The 21,230-nt window shown below is 62.9% G+C and carries 21 protein-coding genes; 13 read left to right on the top strand and 8 right to left on the bottom strand.

The window, feature by feature from the left end; all coding sequences use genetic code 11:
• Nucleotides 1-563: 563 nt before the first annotated feature.
• Nucleotides 564-803 (bottom strand): hypothetical protein, encoded by a 240-nt coding sequence (locus KR767_RS06585; protein WP_250878543.1) that lies wholly within the window; start codon nt 801-803, stop codon nt 564-566.
• A gap of 407 nt (nt 804-1,210) precedes the next feature.
• Here KR767_RS06585 and KR767_RS06580 point away from each other — a divergent pair, with 407 nt between their 5' ends.
• Nucleotides 1,211-2,023, top strand: coding sequence for a haloalkane dehalogenase (locus KR767_RS06580; protein WP_250878542.1), 813 nt, complete (start codon nt 1,211-1,213; stop codon nt 2,021-2,023).
• A gap of 390 nt (nt 2,024-2,413) precedes the next feature.
• On the opposite strand, the gene KR767_RS06575 is transcribed toward KR767_RS06580, so the two are convergent.
• The gene (locus KR767_RS06575; protein ID WP_250878541.1) at nt 2,414-3,016 is read right to left on the bottom strand and encodes an NADPH-dependent F420 reductase; all 603 of its coding nucleotides are present in this window, start codon (nt 3,014-3,016) and stop codon (nt 2,414-2,416) included.
• 203 nt (nt 3,017-3,219) lie between these two features.
• On the opposite strand from KR767_RS06575, the gene KR767_RS06570 reads away from it, so the two are divergent.
• The 4 genes from KR767_RS06570 (at nt 3,220) to KR767_RS06555 (ending at nt 6,401) form a co-directional block, all read left to right on the top strand.
• Entirely contained in the window at nt 3,220-4,134 is a 915-nt protein-coding gene (locus KR767_RS06570; RefSeq protein ID WP_250878540.1) for a LysR substrate-binding domain-containing protein, read from the top strand.
• Nucleotides 4,135-4,164: 30 nt separating this feature from the next.
• Nucleotides 4,165-4,614, top strand: coding sequence for a GNAT family N-acetyltransferase (locus tag KR767_RS06565; protein WP_166945620.1), 450 nt, complete (start codon nt 4,165-4,167; stop codon nt 4,612-4,614).
• Between the two features lie 102 nt (nt 4,615-4,716).
• Nucleotides 4,717-5,490 (top strand): thiol:disulfide interchange protein DsbG, encoded by a 774-nt coding sequence (gene dsbG / locus KR767_RS06560; RefSeq protein ID WP_166945618.1) that lies wholly within the window; start codon nt 4,717-4,719, stop codon nt 5,488-5,490.
• A 260-nt stretch (nt 5,491-5,750) separates the two neighbouring features.
• Nucleotides 5,751-6,401: a winged helix-turn-helix domain-containing protein gene (locus tag KR767_RS06555; protein ID WP_250878539.1), complete on the top strand. Its 651-nt coding sequence runs from the start codon at nt 5,751-5,753 to the stop codon at nt 6,399-6,401.
• Nucleotides 6,402-6,494: 93 nt separating this feature from the next.
• Here the strand turns inward: KR767_RS06555 and KR767_RS06550 are convergent, their stop codons facing one another.
• Complete coding sequence (locus KR767_RS06550; protein WP_250878538.1) at nt 6,495-7,442, bottom strand: LysR family transcriptional regulator; 948 nt, start codon at nt 7,440-7,442, stop codon at nt 6,495-6,497.
• A gap of 91 nt (nt 7,443-7,533) precedes the next feature.
• On the opposite strand from KR767_RS06550, the gene KR767_RS06545 reads away from it, so the two are divergent.
• Nucleotides 7,534-8,409, top strand: a complete 876-nt coding sequence (locus KR767_RS06545; RefSeq protein ID WP_250878537.1) for an NmrA family NAD(P)-binding protein — start codon at nt 7,534-7,536, stop codon at nt 8,407-8,409.
• 140 nt (nt 8,410-8,549) lie between these two features.
• On the opposite strand, the gene KR767_RS06540 is transcribed toward KR767_RS06545, so the two are convergent.
• The 4 genes from KR767_RS06540 to gcvA form a co-directional block, all read right to left on the bottom strand.
• A complete protein-coding gene (locus KR767_RS06540; protein WP_250878536.1) occupies nt 8,550-9,752 on the bottom strand; it encodes a DUF2252 family protein in 1,203 nt (400 codons plus the stop codon).
• A gap of 181 nt (nt 9,753-9,933) precedes the next feature.
• Nucleotides 9,934-10,203, bottom strand: coding sequence for a hypothetical protein (locus KR767_RS06535; protein ID WP_250878535.1), 270 nt, complete (start codon nt 10,201-10,203; stop codon nt 9,934-9,936).
• Nucleotides 10,204-10,232: 29 nt separating this feature from the next.
• Nucleotides 10,233-10,379, bottom strand: a complete 147-nt coding sequence (locus KR767_RS06530) for a hypothetical protein (protein WP_166945610.1) — start codon at nt 10,377-10,379, stop codon at nt 10,233-10,235.
• A gap of 82 nt (nt 10,380-10,461) precedes the next feature.
• Nucleotides 10,462-11,376, bottom strand: a complete 915-nt coding sequence (gene gcvA, locus KR767_RS06525; protein ID WP_250878534.1) for a transcriptional regulator GcvA — start codon at nt 11,374-11,376, stop codon at nt 10,462-10,464.
• Nucleotides 11,377-11,516: 140 nt separating this feature from the next.
• On the opposite strand from gcvA, the gene KR767_RS06520 reads away from it, so the two are divergent.
• The 6 genes from KR767_RS06520 (at nt 11,517) to KR767_RS06495 (ending at nt 18,645) form a co-directional block, all read left to right on the top strand.
• Nucleotides 11,517-11,873, top strand: coding sequence for a carboxymuconolactone decarboxylase family protein (locus KR767_RS06520; protein ID WP_425602730.1), 357 nt, complete (start codon nt 11,517-11,519; stop codon nt 11,871-11,873).
• Between the two features lie 7 nt (nt 11,874-11,880).
• Complete coding sequence (locus tag KR767_RS06515; RefSeq protein ID WP_250878533.1) at nt 11,881-12,534, top strand: cupin domain-containing protein; 654 nt, start codon at nt 11,881-11,883, stop codon at nt 12,532-12,534.
• The gene (locus KR767_RS06510) at nt 12,528-13,643 is read left to right on the top strand and encodes a flavin monoamine oxidase family protein (RefSeq protein ID WP_250878532.1); all 1,116 of its coding nucleotides are present in this window, start codon (nt 12,528-12,530) and stop codon (nt 13,641-13,643) included. Before KR767_RS06515 ends, KR767_RS06510 begins: the two co-directional genes overlap by 7 nt.
• The gene (locus KR767_RS06505; protein ID WP_250878531.1) at nt 13,640-14,380 is read left to right on the top strand and encodes an SDR family oxidoreductase; all 741 of its coding nucleotides are present in this window, start codon (nt 13,640-13,642) and stop codon (nt 14,378-14,380) included. The genes KR767_RS06510 and KR767_RS06505 overlap by 4 nt, the downstream gene beginning before the upstream one ends.
• Nucleotides 14,381-14,411: 31 nt before the next feature.
• Entirely contained in the window at nt 14,412-15,182 is a 771-nt protein-coding gene (locus tag KR767_RS06500; RefSeq protein WP_250878530.1) for an SDR family NAD(P)-dependent oxidoreductase, read from the top strand.
• Nucleotides 15,183-15,822: 640 nt separating this feature from the next.
• Nucleotides 15,823-18,645 (top strand): TonB-dependent receptor plug domain-containing protein, encoded by a 2,823-nt coding sequence (locus KR767_RS06495; RefSeq protein ID WP_250878529.1) that lies wholly within the window; start codon nt 15,823-15,825, stop codon nt 18,643-18,645.
• Nucleotides 18,646-18,684: 39 nt separating this feature from the next.
• On the opposite strand, the gene pdxR is transcribed toward KR767_RS06495, so the two are convergent.
• Nucleotides 18,685-20,169, bottom strand: a complete 1,485-nt coding sequence (gene pdxR / locus KR767_RS06490; protein ID WP_250878528.1) for a MocR-like pyridoxine biosynthesis transcription factor PdxR — start codon at nt 20,167-20,169, stop codon at nt 18,685-18,687.
• A 102-nt stretch (nt 20,170-20,271) separates the two neighbouring features.
• On the opposite strand from pdxR, the gene KR767_RS06485 reads away from it, so the two are divergent.
• Nucleotides 20,272-21,006 (top strand): GNAT family N-acetyltransferase, encoded by a 735-nt coding sequence (locus KR767_RS06485; protein WP_250878527.1) that lies wholly within the window; start codon nt 20,272-20,274, stop codon nt 21,004-21,006.
• Nucleotides 21,007-21,230 lie beyond the last annotated feature (224 nt).

Genomic DNA, 21,230 nt, shown 5'->3' with positions numbered 1-21,230 from the left:
CGGAAGTCGAATCCTGACTCAAGGGAACCGGGGCATTCCGGTTCAGGGCAAGCGACGATCACCTGGGCCGGGGGCCACGGATGCAACGTACACGGATGCAGTACCTGACCGGACATGGCTCATCCGAACGCGGGTGGCTGCGTCGCGGCGTCACGCTGGGGGTGATTTCGTCGCTTCACCTGCTAGCTGTCCTCGCATTGCTTGCATGGCATCCGAATGCTCCATCCGATATGAACCAGGAAACGTCATCGGCATTGGAAGTGCGCTTTATCGACGCAAACAGAGCAACAGCCGTGGTACGCACACCGATGCCGGTGCCGAAGACTGCACGTCTGGTCACTAGAGCCATCTCATCGACATCTGAAACGCGGCACCATGACGCGCCAGCCAGGCCAGCGGCTGTGCCGGTGTCCCCTATAGCGGAAAGTGCGCTGCAAGGATCGCCCCCTGCAACGGATCGGCCCATGCATGAAACGAGCAATGAATCGCCGGCTTCGCCACCAGGTACCCCCGCTTTTATTCCAGGGAGCAATCTCTTGCAGGCAGATGGAGGAATGGCTGCATCACGCGCGTATCGGCTTCCCGGTGGGCCGCCAGGAAAGGGTGCCCCAATCCTGCGCCTGAAAGATCCGCGGACACAAGGACTGGCGGGTGCCGCCCGCGTCATCCAGGGATTTCTCGGCGTCACGGATAAACACTGCCTGCAACTGGATACCTGGCAAGGCATGACGACAGCGGAACGAGTCGCGAATCACATCACGGATGCGGATATGGCGCGCCTCAGCAATGACCATGGATGCCATGCCAGCAACGCCATACGGATCGGAAGCTGAAGGGCTTTCAGGTGCCCTATGCTGGCGCCCGCCGCCCTGATGCCGCATCCGGAAATGCGGTGGATGCAGCAACAACTCACCCTCGCCGCGGCCGAATCAGTCGCCTAGATCCCGATTGTCCGGATCGCGGTAACAGATCGTCCGGAGCGGACGGCTGTATAGCGTCCGTCGACCGGAATAGCCTGTCCAAACGCTGATCGAGCGGGCCAGAAGGCCTGGATCGTTAAGGTATCGACGATCGGCCTCGTGACGCCGGATCAATCATTCATCGTGAGGGCTTCACCGTGTCAATCGCGCGTTCGACTTCCTTTTCCACCGATCCTGAGTCCCATGGCGACCGGCATCAGCGCCGTAGCGTGCCTGTACTCGATTCCAGCATGAGCTATGTCGATGTGGGTGAAGGTCGGCCCATCGTCTTCCTGCATGGCAATCCCACCTGGTCATACGTGTGGCGGAATGTCATCCCGTATGTAAAAGGAAACGGGCGCTGCCTCGCCCCCGATCTGATCGGCATGGGCCTGTCGGGACTATCGCCTTCGGGCAGCTACCGTTTCCATGACCATGTTCGTTACCTGGATGCATGGTTCGAGAAAATGAACCTGGGCGATAAGATCGTGCTCGTCTCCCACGACTGGGGCACGGCGCTGGCCTCGTACTGGGCGAGCCGGTACCGGTCACGTGTGGCGGGATTCGCCTATATGGAGGGGATCATCAGGCCATCGCGCTGGTCCGAGTTCCCGGATGGCATGCGAAAGATGTTCCAGGCACTGAGGTCGCCGGTTGGCAGGAAGATGATCATGGAGGAAAACCTCTTCATTGAAGGCATCCTTCCGCATACGGTCATTGAAAAGATGGACGACGAGACCATGAATGGCTATCGCATGCCCTATCGCGATCCGGAAAGGCGCGAAGCCATGCTCGCATGGCCACGAGAGCTCCCCATCAATGGCGAGCCCGAAGAAGTGGCGGATATCGTGACTTCCGCAAGCGAATGGATAGCGAGATCGGATATCCCGAAGCTACTAATCGCCGGCGATCCGGGGGCAGCACTTTCCGGCGCCGCGCTGGACTACGCCCGGAGCTGGTCGAACCAGAAAGAGGTGAAAGTGAAGGGATCGCATGTCTTGCAGGAAGATTCGCCACGTGACATCGGACAGGCGCTGTCCGCGTTCATCGGGAACCTTCCGTGACAGAACCCGGCAAAGACGCATTCCTGTGATCACCGGTGCGAATGCATTCGTTGACGAACCATGCGGAGGCTTCCCGCGTGGCCGATGCGCACCGACCTTGCCCCGGACGCCACCTGACCCGTTCCTGTCAGTGAATAAACGAAATACCTTTAGCTCGAGGCAAGTATTGGCATGACGATGAACATCCTTGTTTCAGTCTGGAAGACCATTCTGCGGATTTCGGGGCTGGCGGGCGAAATGCTCGGCTAGACCGGATCGGTAGACTCATTTGCTCGGGAGCCAGGTAACTGACTCCCGGGCTTTGTGGTGTGTTGCAACTACCGGCACCGTTCCGTCGACTCCGGTTGATGCGATGCGCCAGGTGTCCCGGGCCGATGACGACAGACGCACTTAAGTGAACTGCACCAGATTGAGACCAGCAAGCGATCCGCCTGCCTGTTGCAGTCGTCCTCCCTGTACCAGACCTCCCAGATCCACAGGTGCCCACCCCGAGGTGGCGATGATGGATTTCACGGTAGCCTTGGCGGTGGGATCGTCACCGGAGTAGAAAATCACCCTGCGGCCACCGCCCTTGCCCGGATTGGAACCCAGCATATCCGCCAGCAAGGTATTGAAGGCCTTGACGACATGGACACCGGGCAGCATGCCGGCGATGACTTCGCTCGAAGTCTTATCCCCGATATCGATGAGGGAAATATGTCCGTCTTTCTCCATGTAGGGGTTGGTCGTATCGATCACTATTTTTCCCTTCAGCGAGCCGAGCGAGGCGATGGCCTCGCTGGCATCCTCCCAGCGGACAGCCAGGACGATCACATCCTGTGCAGCCACCTCCGCGACGGAACCTGCGCGGGCACCAGGGCCCAGTTGGCCCATGAGGCGGGAAAGGGATTCCGGTCCACGCCGGTTGGCGAGCACCACCTGATGTCCCGTGCGCACCATGCGCAAGGCGAGTGCCGAGCCCAGCCGGCCCGTACCGAGGATGCCGATTCTCATTCTGGATTTCCTGCTTTCTTTTCGTCAGGGAACAAAGCCCCTATGGAGCCGGGGCACGTCGATCAGGTCATGAGCGTCTTCGGGAACGGAGCATTCCCGGCCAACTTGACCATGCGTGGGAGGTTCCTACAGGCTAGAACATGAAAAATCGGGCATATAGCCGCCATAGTCGAACGCGCCGTTACCCCTGACCGGACAATCCAGTGAAGACCCAGGCGATCCTCGAAGATCTCAACGATCTCTACTATTTCGTGATGGTGGCCGAGCACGGTGGATTTTCGGCGGCCGCTCGCGTGCTGGATATTCCGAAGTCGAGACTCAGCGCCCGGGTTGCCATGCTCGAAGAGCGTCTTGGTGCACGCCTGCTTCACCGGACCACGCGGCGGGTGACATTGACCGAGCTGGGTACGCGGTTCTTTGCGCACAGCCAGTCTTCGATCGAACAGGCGTTGGCCGCACAGGAAGTCGTCGATGTGGCGAGCGCCAGTCCGGGCGGGCTGGTCCGCCTGAGTTGCCCCGCCCTGGCGACGCGGCTCTATCTTGCTCCGCACCTTCCGACGTTCATGGCCTCCTATCCGAACGTTCGCCTGGTGGTCGTGACCACCGACCGGCGCGTCGACCTCCAGGGAGAGTCCATCGATGTCGCGATAAGGCTCTATCGTCCTGACGACATGGAGCCCGATCTTGTTACCAAGCGGCTCGGAGTGAGCAGGCGCATCCTTGTTGCAGGCAGAAACTACGAACCACATACCGCGCTGTCGCATCCGGAAGACCTGCGCCAGGAGCGCACCCTCGTCTACGGGGCAGGGGACGAGTGGCAGGAGTGGATGCTGGTCAATGCGAGGGGCCAGTCGGCGATGGTTCGCCACCAGCCGGTGCTTACCTGCATGGATAGCGAAGCCGTCCTCAACGCCACCATGCGCGGGTTGGGTATCGCCATGCTGCCCGACGCAGCCTGCAAGGCAGCGCTGGATCGTGGCGACGTCGTCAAGGTACTCGAAGGCTGGAGCACACCGGAGCTGGTGCTGCACCTTGTCTTTCCGTCGCGGCGGTACATGCTGCCCTCTGTGCGGGCGCTGGTAGACTTTCTTGCTGACACGTTGCCTGCGCTGACCTGATACCCCACGCAGTTCCAGGAAAACTTTCGCATGTCCGATCACCTCATCATCCGGGATGCCAACACCGCCGACGAAGCTGCGTGGTTGGCCTTGTGGGCCGGCTACAACGCGTTCTACGAAGCGAGCGTTGCCCCGGAAGTCACAGCGAGAACGTGGCAGCGCATCCTCGGCACGGATTCCGCGCTGACCTGCCGCGTGGCCGACATGGACGGCACCGTGGTCGGCTTCAGCATCAGCCTCCTGCATGAGGGAACCTGGGTAGTGGAACCGGTGTGCTATCTCGAAGACCTGTTCGTCGATCCGTCCTGCCGTGGCAAGGGCATCGGGCGAAAGCTCATCGAAGACCTCGTAACGTCAGGCAAGTCACAGGGCTGGTCGCGCCTCTACTGGCACACGCGCCAGGACAATCCGGCAAGGCGTCTTTACGACGAATTCGTCAGCGCCGATGACTTCGTTCGTTACAGCCTGCGGCTGCGCTAGGCCCTCAGCCAAAAGCTGATTCGGCGCCCCATGGGTTTCGCATGTAAGGAAAACCGGCGAACATCGGTCTGTCCCTGAAGAACAACCGATGAAGGAATGCCCATGATCCGTTTGCCCCTGTGGCCCCGCGCCGTCCTCGCCATGGCCATCATGGTCTCGACCGGAGCCCATGCGGCCGATGGCAAGACCCCGCCACCCGTGCTCAAGGCCTTGCAGGCGCAAGGCCTCACCGACGTCCAGGAGTTCGACGCGGGCAGCAGCGTACGGGGTTTTGCAGGCATCGTCGGCGACGAGCCCATGTCGGTCTATGTCACGCCTGACGGCAATGCCATCGTCGGCACGCGCGTCGATGCCCAGGGCAGCCGGATCGATGCGAAGAAAATGGACGAACTGGTGATCAAGCCGCGTGCGGCGAAGATCATGAAGCAGCTGTCCGAGTCGAAGTGGGTGCTGGACGGCAAGCCCAGCGCGCCGCGCGTGGTCTATGTCTTCACCGATCCGAACTGCCCCTACTGCCATGCGTTCTGGGAAGCGGCGCGGCCGTGGGTGGAAAGCGGAAAGGTGCAGATCCGTTATCTGGTCGTGGGCATCATCCGCGAGGACAGCCCGGCCAAGGCGGCGGCCATCCTCGGTGCGAAGGATCCGGCCGAAGCCCTTACCCGCAACGAAAAAGCGTTCTCCAAGGGCGGCATTGCGGCGGAGAAGACCATTTCGCCCGAGGTGCAGAAGCAGCTCGACGGCAACCTGGCGCTGATGATGTCGCTGGATATCCAGGGTACGCCGGGCATCGTGCAGCAGGGTGCGGACGGCAAGCTGTCGAAGTTCGGCGGCATGCCGCGCTCGGGCGGCCTCGAAAGCATCCTGGGCCCGAAGTAACGGCAGGAGCGCGCTCTGCGCGTGACCTCGTCATGATGGCTATGGCGGAGGAAGCGTTGTGCTGATGGAGCGGGCGGTGATCGCTCGCTTCGTCGGATCGGGTGTTTTACCTGGTTTGCCTTCGCTTGTGCGGTCGCGGACAAGGTTCGCTCCTACAGGGGCTTCGTAGGTCCTGTGGATAAGTGGGCTGGCCGAAGTCGTGTAACGGAAGTGGCGTGATTCACGGCACAATCGGGTTCTCCAAAGGGGCCGGTTGCCACATGTACGTCATCATCGTCGAAGAAGATCCACGCCAGGGCATGGCGATGAAGCGCGCCTTCGAACAGATGGCCTGTACGGTCCTGTGGATCAACGCGGGCAACAGTCCGTTGGAAGCGCTGCGCCAGCCCGATGCGGATCTCGTGGTAATTGCGTTGCCCGAGCCCGTGGATACCGGGTTGCTGCGTGATGCAAAGCGCGCCGGAGTACGCACGCCGATCCTCGTCATCGTGGCCTGCGACAGCGCCAGGGCGCGTATCGACGCCCTGGATGCCGGTGCCGACGACTGCCTTGCCACACCCTTCGACCTTGACGAACTCACGGCACGGGCCCGCTGTCTTGCACGACGCCACGAAGGACAAGCCGACAACGGCATGCAGGCAGGCCCCATCCACATGGATATCGGCCGGCTCGAAGTCTCGCTGGAGGGGCGCCGTGTGGAGCTTACCCGCAGGGAATTCGCCGTATTGCGCGCGCTGATGTGCCGGCCAGGTCGCATCGTGCAGCGCGACGTCATCGAACGCTCGGTCTATGGCTGCGATTCCGACGTGGGCTCCAACGCGCTGGAAGTGCTGGTGCACTCGTTACGTCGCAAGCTCGGGCAAGAGGCCATCGGCACCGTTCGTGGCTTCGGCTACATGGTCAGGAAGTAAGTCTCAAGGTTTGAGAATCATCTGTGCATCGCGACGCCGATGCATGTGGACTTCCCTGTGGATAGGTATGCAGTTATCCACAACGACGTACATTCAGTCCGGTTCGATACCTCGGGTTTCCGCGACCGGAACCGCCGCTACGACGGCCATCAGCTGCTGGCGTAACCACGCGGACCGCGGGTCGCGATGGGTCCTCGCATGCCAGATCATGGACAACGGGAAAGGCGCCAGTGCGAAGGGCAGTTCAAGCAGGGCCAGCGGCAACTGGCGCGACAGGTACAACGCCAGGCGTTCGGGAATCACCGCAACCATGTCGCCCTGTGCCACCACCAGGGGGGCCGTAAGGAACTGGGGAAGACGCAATGCGATACGGCGGGAATGCCCCATCGATGCGAGCGCCGAATCGACGAGGCCCGGGCCATCGCCCGTGATGGTCGTCACGACATGAGCCAGCGACAGGAAGGCCGGGAGATTCCATGGTGCCTGACGAATCGGATGATCACGCCGGATCACGCACACCAGCCGTTCGTCGTACAGCTGCTTCGAGTGCATGTTGGCGGGTAGCGCATCGACGTCGAAACGACCTATGGCGACATCGGCATCGCCGCGCGTAACGAGGTCCACGTTGTCGCCCCGGGCAGGAAGCACGGCGACATCCACGTTGGGTGCAAGCTCTTGCAGGCGCGCCGAAAGGCCAGGTACGACCAGCGTCGTCAGGTGATCCATGCTGGCGATGGTGAAGCGGCCTACCAGTGTCCATGGCTCGAAGCGTACCGGCGCAACGATCTGCCGGACTTCTACCAGCAAGCGTTCCAGCGGCTCCGCGAGTGACAGTGCGCATGGGGTCAGTTCCTGTCCCTGCGGTGTGCGCACCAGCAGGGGATCCCCGAGCAGTTTGCGCAACCGCGCCAGGGCACGGCTGGTGGCGGGCTGGCTGAGGCCCAGTCGTACACCGGCACGCGTGACGCTGCCTTCCTTCAGCAAGGCGTCCAGCACCTTCAGCAGGTTGAGATCGAGCGAAGCAATATCCACCGGATGCATGTCGGCTATGTCTTTGCTGCATTTGGGGAGGGGGTGTGCGATCACCATTCTAGGCGGGTCGCCCGGTCCGGGCATGCATGTCAGGTGAATCATGTACGTCGTCACAGGTGTCACCGGTCGTACCGGCCGCGTCGTGGCCTTGCGTCTTCTTGCAGAAGGCGAGCCGGTACGCGTGGTGTTGAGGGATATCAGCAAGGCTGCGCAATGGCAGGAGCGCGGCGCGGAGGTCGTCGTGACCGACTTCTCCGACGTGGAGGGCATGGCGGCTGCCTTTGCGGGAGCCACCGCAGCGTACCTCGTCAAGCCGCCGGGCTACGACCGCGAAGACCTCTTCGAGCATGCGCAGAGGACGACGGATGCCGTAACGGAAGCGATCCGTCGGGCTGGTCTGCCGAAGCTCGTCCTGCTTTCGTCGATTGGTGCGGATCGCGATGGTGTCGGCGTGATCGCCACCAACCGCATGGCCGAGCAAGGCATGGCGACGCTCGGCATCCCCGTGGCCTTCCTGCGCGCCGCCTACTTCATGGAGAACTGGGAGCGGGTCTTTGCCGTGGCGGCCAGCGAGGGTGTGCTGCCCAGTCTGCTGGCGCCTGTGGATAAAGCGCTTCCCATGGTTGCTACGGCCGATATCGGTGATGTGGCCGGCGACATGCTGCGGCAGTCGTGGGAAGGACTTCGCATCATCAACCTGGAAGGTCCGCAAGCCCGCTCTCCGGATGAGATTGCCAGGGCATTGGGCCACGCGCTGGGCCGGACGGTAACGGCCGTGGCACTCGATGAAAACGCATGGGAAGGCGTATTGGCGCAGAACCCGTTCTCACGAACTGCGATCAGGGGCTTCGTCGAAATGAACCAGGCGCTCAACAGCGGCCATATCGCGTTCGATCACGAGGGGGCCGAGCACGTGCGGGGCCATCGTTCGTTCGAGGACGTCGTGGCGGGCATGGCCTTACCCCTTTCGAGGTAAGGCTCTTTTCGAGCAGGGGATCAACCTGTGGATATGTGCTTTGTTATCCACAAGCCATGCGTAGCAGCACAAGCGCGCTTGTCGGTATGTCTGTGGATATCTACCGGGTTATCCACAAGGCGCCGGCAGGCGCACTCGCCTCAACGCAGTTCGTTGGCGAAGCGCCGGCAATGTTCCAGGTAACCACCCTCGTGCGCCTGGACCAGCTCGACGACGCTGCGCCACAGCCATGAGGGGGCATCGATACTCCTGGGCCGGTTACGCGCCAGCTCGCCCAGCCAGCTCTTGCGCTCGGGCCATGAGAGCTGGCTCGCATGTGCACGGCCCACCACATTGCCGAGATAATGGGCGACGTCCATGGCTTCGGTATCGGCCAGGCGCTCCAGGTCGATCTTTAGGTCCTGCGGGCGCAGCTCGCGCACGAACACCGTGCGGCCCTGGATGCGTCCGGTCATCATGCGTTCGCCGAGGTTGGGGGCCAGGTGCAACGCACCCTGCTTCACGCGTTCGGCGTTATCGCGTGGCATGCCCGCATTGGCACTGCGAGGCGCGGCAGCCTTCAGGGCTTCCTTGACGTCGACCAGACACAACTCGTCCGGCGAACCCTTGGCGGCCAATCGCACGAGCAGGGCATAACGCAGGCGCCCGAGCGAGCTGCAACCCTTCACCCAGTACTTCGCATCCAGCAGTTCGATCGTGGCATCGTCGTCGCGGTGAACCAGCTGGGTCACCAGCGCACGCATGCCATCGGTGGCGGCAAGGCTCTCCAGTTGCGCCCGCTCTTCGTCGGTCACGGGCCAGAAGCGTTTACCCTCGGGAATATCGGGGCGCACGCCTTTCATGCGTTCCCGTGCCAGATGTTTCCAGCGGCGCTTGAGTGCCGCCTTCATCACCAGCCGGATGGTGTCCGGACGCGCCACCACGCGGTACTCCTTGCGACCGCCAGCCATGCCGCGCTCGTATCCCGCGATCAGCTGCTCCACCATGCGGGTGGTGATCACGCCGGGCAGGTCGGAGCCGCGTGCCGCGGTAGCGAGAGACACCGCCAGCCGCACGATGTCGTGCGCGGGGTTGCCGATTACAGCCTGGTCGAGGTCACGGATCTGGATATCGAGCCCGCCCTCGCGGTCGGCCACCGGGCCGATATTGCTGACATGGCAATCGCCACAGATCCAGATATCGGGTCCCTTGGGCAGGGTGCGATCCGCACCTTCCAGCCACTCGTAGAACTGCAGGGTGTTCCCTCGCACGAAGGCATGCGCAGAGCGCGCCATCTTGAGATTGCGCAGGGCCGTGAGGTGGGGTTCGCGACGGTCGGGAGAGACGGCTTCGGAGCGGGACATGGATTTCGCAGGTTCCTTCGCCCGGTGTGGAAGGTTGGGCGTTGGCAGCGTGTGCCCCACCAGGTGAAGCCAGCGAGATGCCCCGCACACCACCGCCACCCCTGTAGGAGCGCGCCTCGCGCGCGACCGTTTTTAATCATCGGGCATAGCCGTACCGTTGGGTCGCGCGCAAGGCGCGCTCCTACAGGGCGTCTTTCGATCCCAGTGCCACGACGGCGCCGTCACCTGCTTCCGCGCGCCGTACCGCGCGTGGCGCCGAAGGGGAGGTGCGGCCCAGCGTGATGTTCTTCGACGCGCGCACCTCACGATTGGAGAAGGTCCAGATCTCCCCGGTCGCCGTGATGAGCACCGTCCAGTACAGATCGGACTCCGGGCCATAGTCGATCAGGATATGGGCAAAACCTTCGCCCTTCGGGGTGTTCATTGGCAGCGGCGGGTTGAGCTGGAGCATCGGCGTTCTCCTCGAAGGTGCAGGACAGGTTATTTCTGCTGCTGGTTGTCTTCGCCCGAATCGTCCTTCGGGTCACCCGAATCGTTGGTTTCGCGCTGGCGCGTGGGGTTGCGCGGATGTTCCGGCGGATCATTCTGGCCGGGATGTTGCGGCGGACGGTTTTTCTCGTTGGCCATGACAGGACTCCTGGAAAGAGATTCCAGCCTCACTAGTGGACCTTGAACGACCCGTGCGTTGTTTGTGAGGACGCCTTGACGTTCAGGCGGCACGTGCCTCGTGCATGAGCCAGTCGCGAAACGCCAGCAGCTTCGGCAGCGAGGCGCATTCGGCACGATAGACCACGAAGTAGGCCAGTTCGGAAGCCTGCCCGATATGGGGAAACAATCGCACGAGCCTGCCGCTGGCCAGGTCGTCCCTCACCATGACACTGCGGGCAAGCGCGACACCATGGCCGTCGATGGCCGCCTGGAGCACGGCGGCCGAGTTGTTGATGCGCAGGCCACGCGTGGTATCCACCTCCGGCGTACCCGCGTGGGCAAGCCATGTGGGCCAGGATGCAAAACCGATATGCGTATCCACGGACTGATCGTGTATCAGCATGCGTGCCGACAGCGAGGATGGCTCGCTGACGTCCGGGTGATGCCGAAGCCATTGCGGCGAGCATACGGGAAAGAGTTGTTCGTCCATCAGCTTCTCGGCCACGAGGCCTGGCCATTCGCCACGCCCATAGCGCACGCCGATATCGATGCCCTGGGCCGTGAAGTCCATCAGCTTCAGGCTGGTATCGAGGCGTACGTCCGTATCCGGGTACTCGGCCTGGAAATGTTCCAGGCGGGGCAGCAGCCATTTGGCCGCGAATGCCGGGCTTACGGTCACGGTAAGGACACCGCTGGCTGACGACTCACGCAGGCGGCTGAGGCCCAGCGTAAGGCGGTCGAATCCCGCACGGATGTCGGGCAAAGCCCGTTCCGCCGCTTCGGTGGGCACCAGGCGGGCCTTGCCGCTGGTACTGCGATGGAACAGCGGGGTGCCGAGCCAGTCCTCCAGGCTGCGCACCAGCTGTCCCACGGCCGCGGGGGTGACGCTCAACTCGGCCGCGGCGGCCGAGAAGCTCTGGTGCCGCGCGCTGGCCTCGAAGGCACGCAGGGCGTTGAGGAACACGGGTGATTTCATGGCGATAAAGAAATTCTTTATATGAGCCCAAGAATATACCGTTTGTGAGCCCGCAAGCCGGGGATCACCATGCTTCCCATAAAGCGAACCGAGCACATCGCCTTGCCGGGGCGTGAATAGTTTTTCTACCTCGATCACCCATGGGAAGCAACGCCATGCTGTATGACTGGAATACCTACCGCGACGAGCTGCATCGCACCGTCGGCGACTTCACCAGGCTCAACCCGCCCGTGATGCGCGGGCTGTCGATGATGTCCAGCGGCGAGCAGGGCAACCACCTCAGTGCGAAGGTCCATGAGCTGATCGCCCTGGCGGTCGCCATCACGACCCGTTGCGACGGCTGCATTGCCACGCATGTGAAGATGGCGGCCGAACACGGAGCGACGCGCGAGGAAATCGCCGAGGCACTGGGTACGGCCATCGCCCTCAATGCCGGCGCTGCCCTGACCTATACGGCGCGTACGCTGGACGCGTTCGACGCATTGCCGGCAGCCTGAGGCGGTCATGCGTGTCCACGCCGATCTCTCTCAGCCGGCGATCGTTACACCAGGCGACTATCGCTGGGTGGATTCGCCGCAGCAGGGGGTCAACCGCATGATGCTCGACCGCATCGGCGAGGAATGTGCACGCGCTACCAGCCTGGTCCGCTATGAGCGCGGTACGTCGTTTCCTAGCCACGTCCACCCGGGCGGCGAAGAGATCCTGGTGCTCGAAGGCATCTTCCGCGATGACGGCGGTGACCACCCAGCGGGTTGCTACCTGCGTCATCCTTCAGGGTCGTCGCACGCACCATCCAGCACGCACGGCACGACGATCTTCGTGAAGCTTCGCCAGATGGATGAAGGCGATACGCGCGATGTCCGCGTGGACACGAGCGATCCATCGCAATGGGCGCCACGGCCCGGCGGGATGGTGTGCGTTCTGCACACGTATGCGGATGAAAGCGTCGCCATACATCGGCTGGATGCGGGGCACACGCTGTTCGACGAACCTGTGGATAACCTGGAGATATTCGTCGTCAGCGGTGAACTGTACGGCGAAACCACAGCTTATCCACAAGGTAGCTGGCTGCGGTTTCCTTCTGGGTGTCCCGTGCAATTCGTGGCGGGCAGCGAAGGCGTCACGGTCTACCTGAAGACGGGACACCTGCCGTGCTGAACCGTCGCATCGTCATCATTGGTGCTGGCGTAGCCGGCCTGTATGCCGCTGCGCGGCTGCTGGAGCGTGGTCATCGCGAGGTCGTGCTGCTTGAAGCGCGGCAGCGCATCGGCGGACGACTGCTGTCGCTTCCCGAAGGCGATCATGGAAACCGCTATGACCTCGGTGCCACCTGGTACTGGCCCGGCATGCAACACGAGCTGCACGAACTGGTTTCCCGCCTTGGCCTGATCACTACCGGTCAGCACGAGGCGGGGGACATGCTGGTCGAACGCAGCATCGGTCGCGCGCCGGATCGTTTCTCCGGCTTTATCTCTGCGCCTTCGTCGTTGCGGCTGGAAGGTGGCATGGTGGCCCTGGCCGAAGCACTGGCGCGGCGCATACCCGATGAGTGCCTGTGGCTGGAGCACCGCGTAACACGTATCGCCACCGATGGAAAAACGGTGGACGTGCATGCAGTGCGTGGCGATGGAGCTTCGGTTTCATGGCAGGCAGCCCATGTGTTGCTGGCGCTTCCTCCACGTCTGGCGGCAGCCACGCTTGATCTGGTTCCCGCGCTGCCAGCCAGCGTGATGCGGCAGTGGCGATCGACGGGCACCTGGATGGCGCCCCACGCAAAGTACGTGGCCGTATACGACGAGCCCTTCTGGCGCGAACAAGGCCTGTCGGGCCATGCGCGTAGCAACACGGGGCCGCTCGTCGAAATACACGATGCGTCGCCTCGCGATGGCAGCGGCGCCTTGTTCGGCTTCATCGGCATACCGGCCACGATGCGGCGTCGCCTTTCGGATGAAGACCTGCGCATGCAATGCAGGGCGGAGCTGGCAAGGCTGTTCGGCGAGCAGGCGGCCAAGCCGCGTGCCGAATACCTGAAAGACTGGGCATGCGATGCCCTGACGGCTACGGAAGACGACCAGATGGCCACGGGTCATCACGAACCAGCGGTATCCATCTCGCGTGTCGACGCGCCCTGGCATGCCGTCATGGCCGGCATTGCCAGCGAGTGGTCGCCCTCGATGCCCGGCTACATCGCCGGTGCTATAGAGGCGGCGGACCATGGTGTCGACGTCGCGCTCGCTGGCATCCCCATAGCAGGAATGAATCCATGAAACTCGAAGGCAAGACAGCGCTCGTCACGGGCGGCAGCAGTGGTATCGGGCTGGCGACGGCAGCATTGTTCGCCCGCGAAGGCGCACGTGTCGCGATCACCGGGCGCGATGCGGCACGGCTGGATGAGGTGGCAGTGACGCTTGGCGATGCCGTGATACCCATCGTCGCTGACGTGTGTTCGCACGACGACCTCAAACGCATGCAACACGTGCTGCGCGATCGGATCGGTGGACTCGATGTGTTCTTCGCCAATGCCGGCGTGGCCTTTGGCACACCGCTGGAATCCACCACGGAAGCTCGTTACGACGAGTTGATGGATATCAACGTCAAGGGCGTCTTCTTTTCCATGCAGGCGGTGTCGCCGCTGTTGCGCGAGGGAGCCTCGGTGATCCTCAACACCTCATGGCTCAACGAAGTGGGCACGCCCGGCCTGTCGATGCTGTCGGCATCCAAGGCAGCCGTGCGTTCGCTGGCGCGCACATGGTCAGCAGAGCTGCTGGCGCGGCGCATCCGGGTCAATGCCGTCAGCCCTGGCGCCATCGACACGCCCATTCACGGCAGCGCATCCGATGCGGATGTCGCCGCTGCGAAGACCCGCATTGCGCAACGCGTACCGCTTGGAAGGCTTGGTTTGGCCGACGACATCGCGCAGGCCGCGCTTTTCCTCGCCAGTGACGACTCCCGCTACATGCTGGGCGCAGAGATTGCCGTCGACGGCGGCTTTGCCCAGATCTGATCTCCTTTTAAAGACAACAGGACACAACGACATGCGTTTCAAAAACAAGGTCATCGCCATCACGGGTGGCGGTTCGGGCATCGGCAAGGAAACCGCACGGCGCTTCGTCGCCGAAGGCGCGAAGGTGGTCATCAATGGTCGCGACCGCCAGAAGCTTGTCGCGGCGGCGAAGGATATCAACCCGTCGGGCAGCCACGTGATCGTCACCGACGGTGACATCGCCGATCCGCGCACGGGGCAGGAGCTCGTGGACACCGCCGTGCGTCGCTTCGGTCGTCTCGACGTGCTGGTGAACAATGCAGGTGTGTTCAATCCGAAGCCCTTCCTCGACCTCACCGAAGCCGACTACGACTGGTACCTGGACACGATCCTCAAGGGCAAGTTCTTCACGGCACAGGCCGCGGCGCGTGCCATGAAGGATTCTGGCGGCGGTGCCATCGTGCAGACCGGTTCGATGTGGGCGATCCAGGCCATCGGCGCCACGCCGTCGGCGGCGTATTCCGCGGCGAATGCCGGCGTCCACGCTATGGTGCGCAACCTGGCCATCGAACTGGCACCACATCACATCCGCATCAACGCGGTGGCACCTGCCGTGGTCGAGACACCGGTGTACAACACCTTCATGAGCGACGCGCAGGTGAAGGAAGTGCTGCCCACGTTCGATGCCTTCCACCCGCTGGGCCGCAACGGCCAGCCCGGCGATGTGGCCGAAGCCATCCTGTTCCTTGCCTCCGAACAGGCTGGCTGGATTACGGGTACGGTGCTTCCGGTGGACGGTGGCGTCACCGCCGGACGCCAGTAAACGATCCGCGCGATGGCTCGTTCATAGGTCGCCGTACCCTGTCAGGTGTCGGTCGTATCCACGGTCGAGTGCGCGTTTCAAGGGCTGGATGGCGGCAGTCACCGGCCCTTTTCTATATGGTCATTTCTTATGTACTTATAACCATCGGTTATAAGACGGGTCGCTCCAGATCCTGTGCACGTAGCGGTCACCTCAATCCATGTCCATGGTTTTGCCGGTGATTTCTGGAAACGCGGCCGCCTCCGTCCTGCGGCGCGACTTTCGTGATTTCCTGCTCCGGGCCGCCACGGTGGTCCATGTTCCGCAAGTGCGCTGCGGAACTTTATTGACACCATGAAAAATAGATGAAGAGAATGATCGTGCCGGACGTCATGAATGATGATCCGTGCCTGTTCCCCCCACCTCTTCACGACCACGAATGGCTATGAACATCCAGTGCCTGAAAATCGCTACCTGCGACGCTTGTTGTCGTGGCGTCGCGCACTGTTGTTGATCGGGTCGTTACGTACGGCTGTCCCCACAGCCTGATTCCTGCTCCACCTCCCATGCCCACTGACAGCGCACGCTGTCGATCACCTTGCACCCTGAAAACCTGGCCCTGATGCCGGGACGGGTTGCCGAACCCAGGATTTGCCCTCCCATGTCCAGTCCAGGCTTTACTTCCACTCGCGCTACCCGGGTTTTCCAACGAACGGCCCTCGCCGTCGGCATCATGCTGGCGATGCCGGCATGGGCACAGACGGCGACGGTACCGACGTCCGACGCCGCACCTTCGTCAGCGCCCGGCGATGACAAGGATTCGCCGCGGCAGTTGCAGGAAGTGGTGGTTACCGGTTCGCGCATCCCGCGCACCGAACTGGAAGGCGCATCGCCCGTGACCACCATCACGGCCGATGAAATCGACGCCCGTGGTTATCGCAATGCCTTCGATGCCCTGTCGCAGCTCACGCAGAACACCGGACAGGTGCAGGGTCAGGATTTCGGCAGCACCTTCACGCCGGCGGGCAACTTCCTCAACCTGCGCAACCTTGGTGCCAACCACACCCTGGTGCTGGTCAACGGTCATCGCCTGGCGGAGTATCCGGTGGCTTACGATGGCCGCGTCAATGCGGTCAACCTCGCCAATATTCCCTCCGAATCCATCGAGCGCATCGAAGTGACCGATGCGGGCGCGTCGGCAATCTATGGTTCGGACGCCATCGCCGGCGTCGTCAACGTGATCCTGAAGCAGCACTACGACGGCACCGACATCAAGGTACGTGCGGGCGGAACACAAGGTGGCGGTGGCGCCAACCAGCGCCTCCAGCTCACCCAGGGTATCGATGCGGGCAAGCTGACCGGTGTTGCCGGGCTTGAATTGAACAATACCCAGCCGCTGGAGTTCGGCGACCGGCACCTGAGTTCGTCCTACACGCGTAATGCGATCGACCCCACCACCTCCGTACCGGGCGTGGCGACCATTCGCGATCCGATATCCGGGCGTTATCTCGCGCCACCCGATGGCGCATGCCAGGGCCTCGGCGGCCTGATGGGCGGCAGCGTCGGCCTGGATACCAGCAATAATCCGAAGCGCCCTGGCACGTACTGCGGGAGCGACCGGTACTACAACGTCGGCACGCTGGGAGCGGCCAAGAAGCAGGCCTCCGGTTTTGCCAGCCTGCAGTACAAGATCAATGACCACACCTCGCTCTATGGCGACTTCCTGGCCGACGACACCCGTGTCACCAGCCACCTGATCGGGCCGCCCAGCTGGTCCAGTTCGTCCGTCGCAGGTCCGTTCTGGGATACCCAGACCCAGCGCCTGGAAAACCTCACGCGCGTCCTTGCCCCGGACGAAGGCATCGGCCTGCAAGGATACGACCGCACCTATCTGGAGCGCTCGTTCACGGCGTCGGTGGGTGCCCGGGGTGACTTCGGCAGCAGCGACTGGCACTACGATGCGAACTACACATACTCCCATTACAGCAGCGACCAGACGCGGCAACGCTTCCTCAATAGCGTGGATACGTACTTTCTCGGCCAGCAGGTAGGCAGCCACGTTGTCGATGGCACGACGTTTCCCGCCTATGCGCCGAACCTGGCCAACTTCTACAGTCCGTTGTCAGCAGCGCAGTACGAAAGCCTCGCGGCATCCAGCACGAGCAAGAACAGTTCATGGACGCAGACCGCCAGCCTCGCGGTAAACGGCACCCCATTCACACTGCCCGGCGGTGATTTTGGCGTGGCGGCGATTGCGGAGCTGGGCGACCAGGGCTACCACCAGCACCCGGATCCACGCATCGACCAGGGCTACTTCTGGAACACGGGTACCGCCGATTCGTCCGGGGGCACCCGGCGCAACCAGGCCGTAGGCGTGGAATTCAATGCGCCCGTGCTGTCCTCACTGACGGTGTCGGGTGCCGCGCGCTACGACGTCTTCCACTTCGCCGGCAACAGGATCAGCAAGCCGACCTTCAACGTGGGCCTGGAATACCGACCCGTGGAAAGCCTGCTGATTCGTGGCAACTACGCCACCAGCTTCCGTGCGCCGGACATGAACTACATCTTCTCCAATGCCACGCTGGGCTATAACCCCGGGCAGACCGATTATTACCTGTGCCGCCTCGGCAACCAGCCGTACGGAAGCTGCGACCAGACATACAACATCAACTACACCCAGAGCGGCAACAGCAAACTGAAGCCGGAGACGGCCCGTTCCTTCACTTATGGCGTAGTGTGGTCGCCCAGCAGGAACTTCGATCTGTCGGTCGATTACTACCATATCGCCATCACCGACGAGGTGACGAACCTCAGCATGGACCAGCTGCTGCGAACCGATGCCGACTGCCTCGCCGGCCAGACCCTGTCGGGTACACCGGTGGACCCGCAGTCCTCGCTTTGCAGTGATGCCATTGCCCGTGTCCACCGTGTTGCAGCCAATGCACTGGTGAATGCCAATGGCGTGACGAGCGTGGACGTCAATCCGATCAACGCTTCCAACGAACACACAAGCGGCCTGGATGCAAGTTCGAACATCCGCTGGGGCGGTGACCGCTTCGGCCTGTTCGCCCTGAAGCTCGATTACACGACGGTGTTCAGCCACAAGTACGAGCAGTTCGGTGGCGATGCGATACAGGACTACCTGAGCCCCGCCTACCAGACCGAATGGCGCAGCAAGGTCAATGCGGCACTGAGCTGGCATCGCAACGACTGGTCGGCCACGGTCAACGGCATCCGTTACGGACGAATCCCGTACGGAAACCAGCTGGGTTACCGGGCGCCGTACACGTTGTTCAATACGAGCGTGGCCTATCAGTTGAACAAGGAGGCATCCGTATCCCTTGTCATCAATAACGTCGCCAATCGCATGCCGGTGGATCGCACGCAGGGATGGCCCAACTATCCGTCCAGCATCTACGACATCTACGGGCGGCAATGGTGGATCCAGTTCGACTATCACTTCGGTGGCAAGTCGAAGGCCTGACGACATCGCTAGGGAGGCAGCGCGATAAGCGCTGCCTCCCTAGCGCGTGACCGCTCGTTCGATGAGCGTTGCAAGGCTGCGCACCAGTGCTTTCATCCGTGAGGCATCGGTATTTCCATAGCCGAGTACGAGTCCGTTGCATGTGGGATGCCCTGAGGATGCGAAGGCGGACAAGGGCTCGGGCGCCATGCCGTGTTCCCGCGCCATGAAGGCCAGCCGGCGGTCGGGGACATGAGCCGGCAGGTGAAGGCTCAGGTGCATGCCGCTGTCGCCACCGGTGATCCGGTGTGGCACGGACAGCTGCGTCGCCAGGGCCTCCTGCAATGCATCCCGGCGCTGACGGTAGAGCCGGCGCATGGCGGAGAGGTGGCGACCGAAGCCGCCGCCGTGGATGAAGTCTGCCAGGGCCAGCTGTTCCACGCGTCGCCCCCCACGTAACAGCTCGGCCAGCACAGGTGCCATCACGGGGCGCAAGGCCTCGGGCAGTATCATGAAACCCATCCGCAATGCGGGAAACAGTGTCTTGCTGAAGGTGCCGACATAGAGCACCGGCGCGTCCGGGAGCATGCCCTGCATGGCACCGATGGATTCGCCCGAGCGGCGGAACTCGCTGTCGTAGTCATCCTCGATGATCCATGTGCCGTGCGAGGTGGCCTTCTCTATCAAGGCCAGCCGACGTGCCGCGGAAAGCACCGAACCCAACGGATACTGGTGCGATGGCGTGGTGTAGACCAGCTTCGGCGAACGTGCCTGCCATGCTTCGTCTGCGATGACGATGCCTGCGTCGTCCACCGGACAGGCCGTGACGTCTAGTGCACCCGCGGCGAAGGCCTGCTGCGCACCGCGATAACCCGGGTCCTCGATCCACCCCGCATCTCCGGCATCGGCCAGCAGGCGCACGCAAAGGCCAAGGGCCTCCTGCGCGCCAGTGGTGATGACGACCTGCTCCGGTGTCGCCCGTATGCCACGCGAGAGGGTGAGATGCCGCAACACGGCGGCACGAAGCGCCGGTTCGCCGAAAGGATCGCCGTGGCCCAGCAATGTGTCGCCATGGGCTGCCATGGCCTTGTCCATGCAACGCTTCCAGGCTCCTGCCGGAAAGTGATCCAGGGCAGGTACGCCTGGCCGGAAGGCCAGCGTATCGTCTGCCGCAGCGGCACGACGAGGGATGCGCATGGCGCGCTCCGACAGCACTGGCGCCCGCGCCACGCGAACGTCGGCAGGTGACGTTCGCAAACGGGGCAGGGCGGCGACGCGGGTGCCCTGGCGGCCGGCAGCGATGAACCCTTCGGCTCCCAGCAGTTCGTAGACGGCCGTGACGGTATTGCGCGACACGCCTACGGCATCCGCCAGTGCACGCGAGCCGGGCAGCCGGCTGCCCGCAGGCAGCCGCCCGTCGAGGATGCCCGCACGCAAGTGGCGCAGCAGCTGACCTTGCAGGGATGCACCATCGCGGCGCAGGGGTGGCGACCCGGCGAGGAAGTCGGACCAGGCGGCGTCGTCGGCATGGGGTGGCATGGGCATGGCGATCCTGCGGTGTGGCTCCATCATAGTGCCAGCATGTGGCACTATCGGAAGAGCCACGAAAGCCTAGCCTTGCTGTCGAGCCCTTCTCCGGAGAACGACATGGCAGACACCCTTAATTCCCTCGGCCAACCGGTTGGCATCGCCCTGCCGGACTGGCGCCCGCGTCCCCGGCCCGCCCGCGTCAGCCTGGAAGGGCGCTTCTGCCGGCTGGAGCCCCTGGAGGCGGAGCGCCACGCTTCCGAGCTGTGGAATGCCCACGCGATGGCACCGGATGCCTCGGGCTGGACCTATCTGCCGGTGGGGCCGTTTACCAGCGAAGCCGCCTTCGCAGGCTACGTGCGCGATGCGGCAGCCAGCAGCGATCCGTTGCATTACGCCGTGGTGGACCAGCGCACGGGGGCAGCCGTAGGCACGATGTCACTGATGCGCATCGATCCGGGCAATGGTGTGATCGAAGTAGGTCACGTGGTGTTCTCGCCCCGGCTGAAGCGCACGCCCATATCCACCGAAGCGCAGTACCTGCTCATGAGCTACGTGTTCGACGAGCTGGGATATCGACGTTACGAATGGAAGTGCGACAGCCTCAACGCGCCCTCGCGCGAGGCAGCGTTACGACTTGGCTTTGCGTTCGAGGGCATCTTCCGGCAAGCGAGCGTCTACAAGGGACGCAGCAGGGACACCGCGTGGTTTTCGGTGATCGACGGCGAATGGCCTGCGTTGCGCGATGGATTCGTCCAATGGCTGTCCGAGAGGAATTTCGACCGCGACGGTCAGCAGCGCCAGTCACTGGCGGCGATACGCACTTGTGCGCCCATGCAAGTTCCTGAGGGTTAGTCCAGCGCTCGAAATATCGTGGCAGGTGGTCCGGTCGTCTTGGATAAACCTGTCGGCACCACGCGTTGTGCGGGCCGGTTCATGGAACGGAATCGTGGAGCAGGCGATCAAGGGCGTACACCCCTGAATAGGGTATGCCGGTGGATGAACGCATCCATACGCTCCCCCGCGACATCGTCCCGATGCCCTCGTCCACCCGACACGGTGGGAGTGCTTCGACGCGC

Source organism: Luteibacter anthropi, from assembly GCF_023699965.1.
Lineage (GTDB): Bacteria > Pseudomonadota > Gammaproteobacteria > Xanthomonadales > Rhodanobacteraceae > Luteibacter > Luteibacter anthropi.
This window is presented reverse-complemented; position numbering and strand designations above follow the sequence as displayed.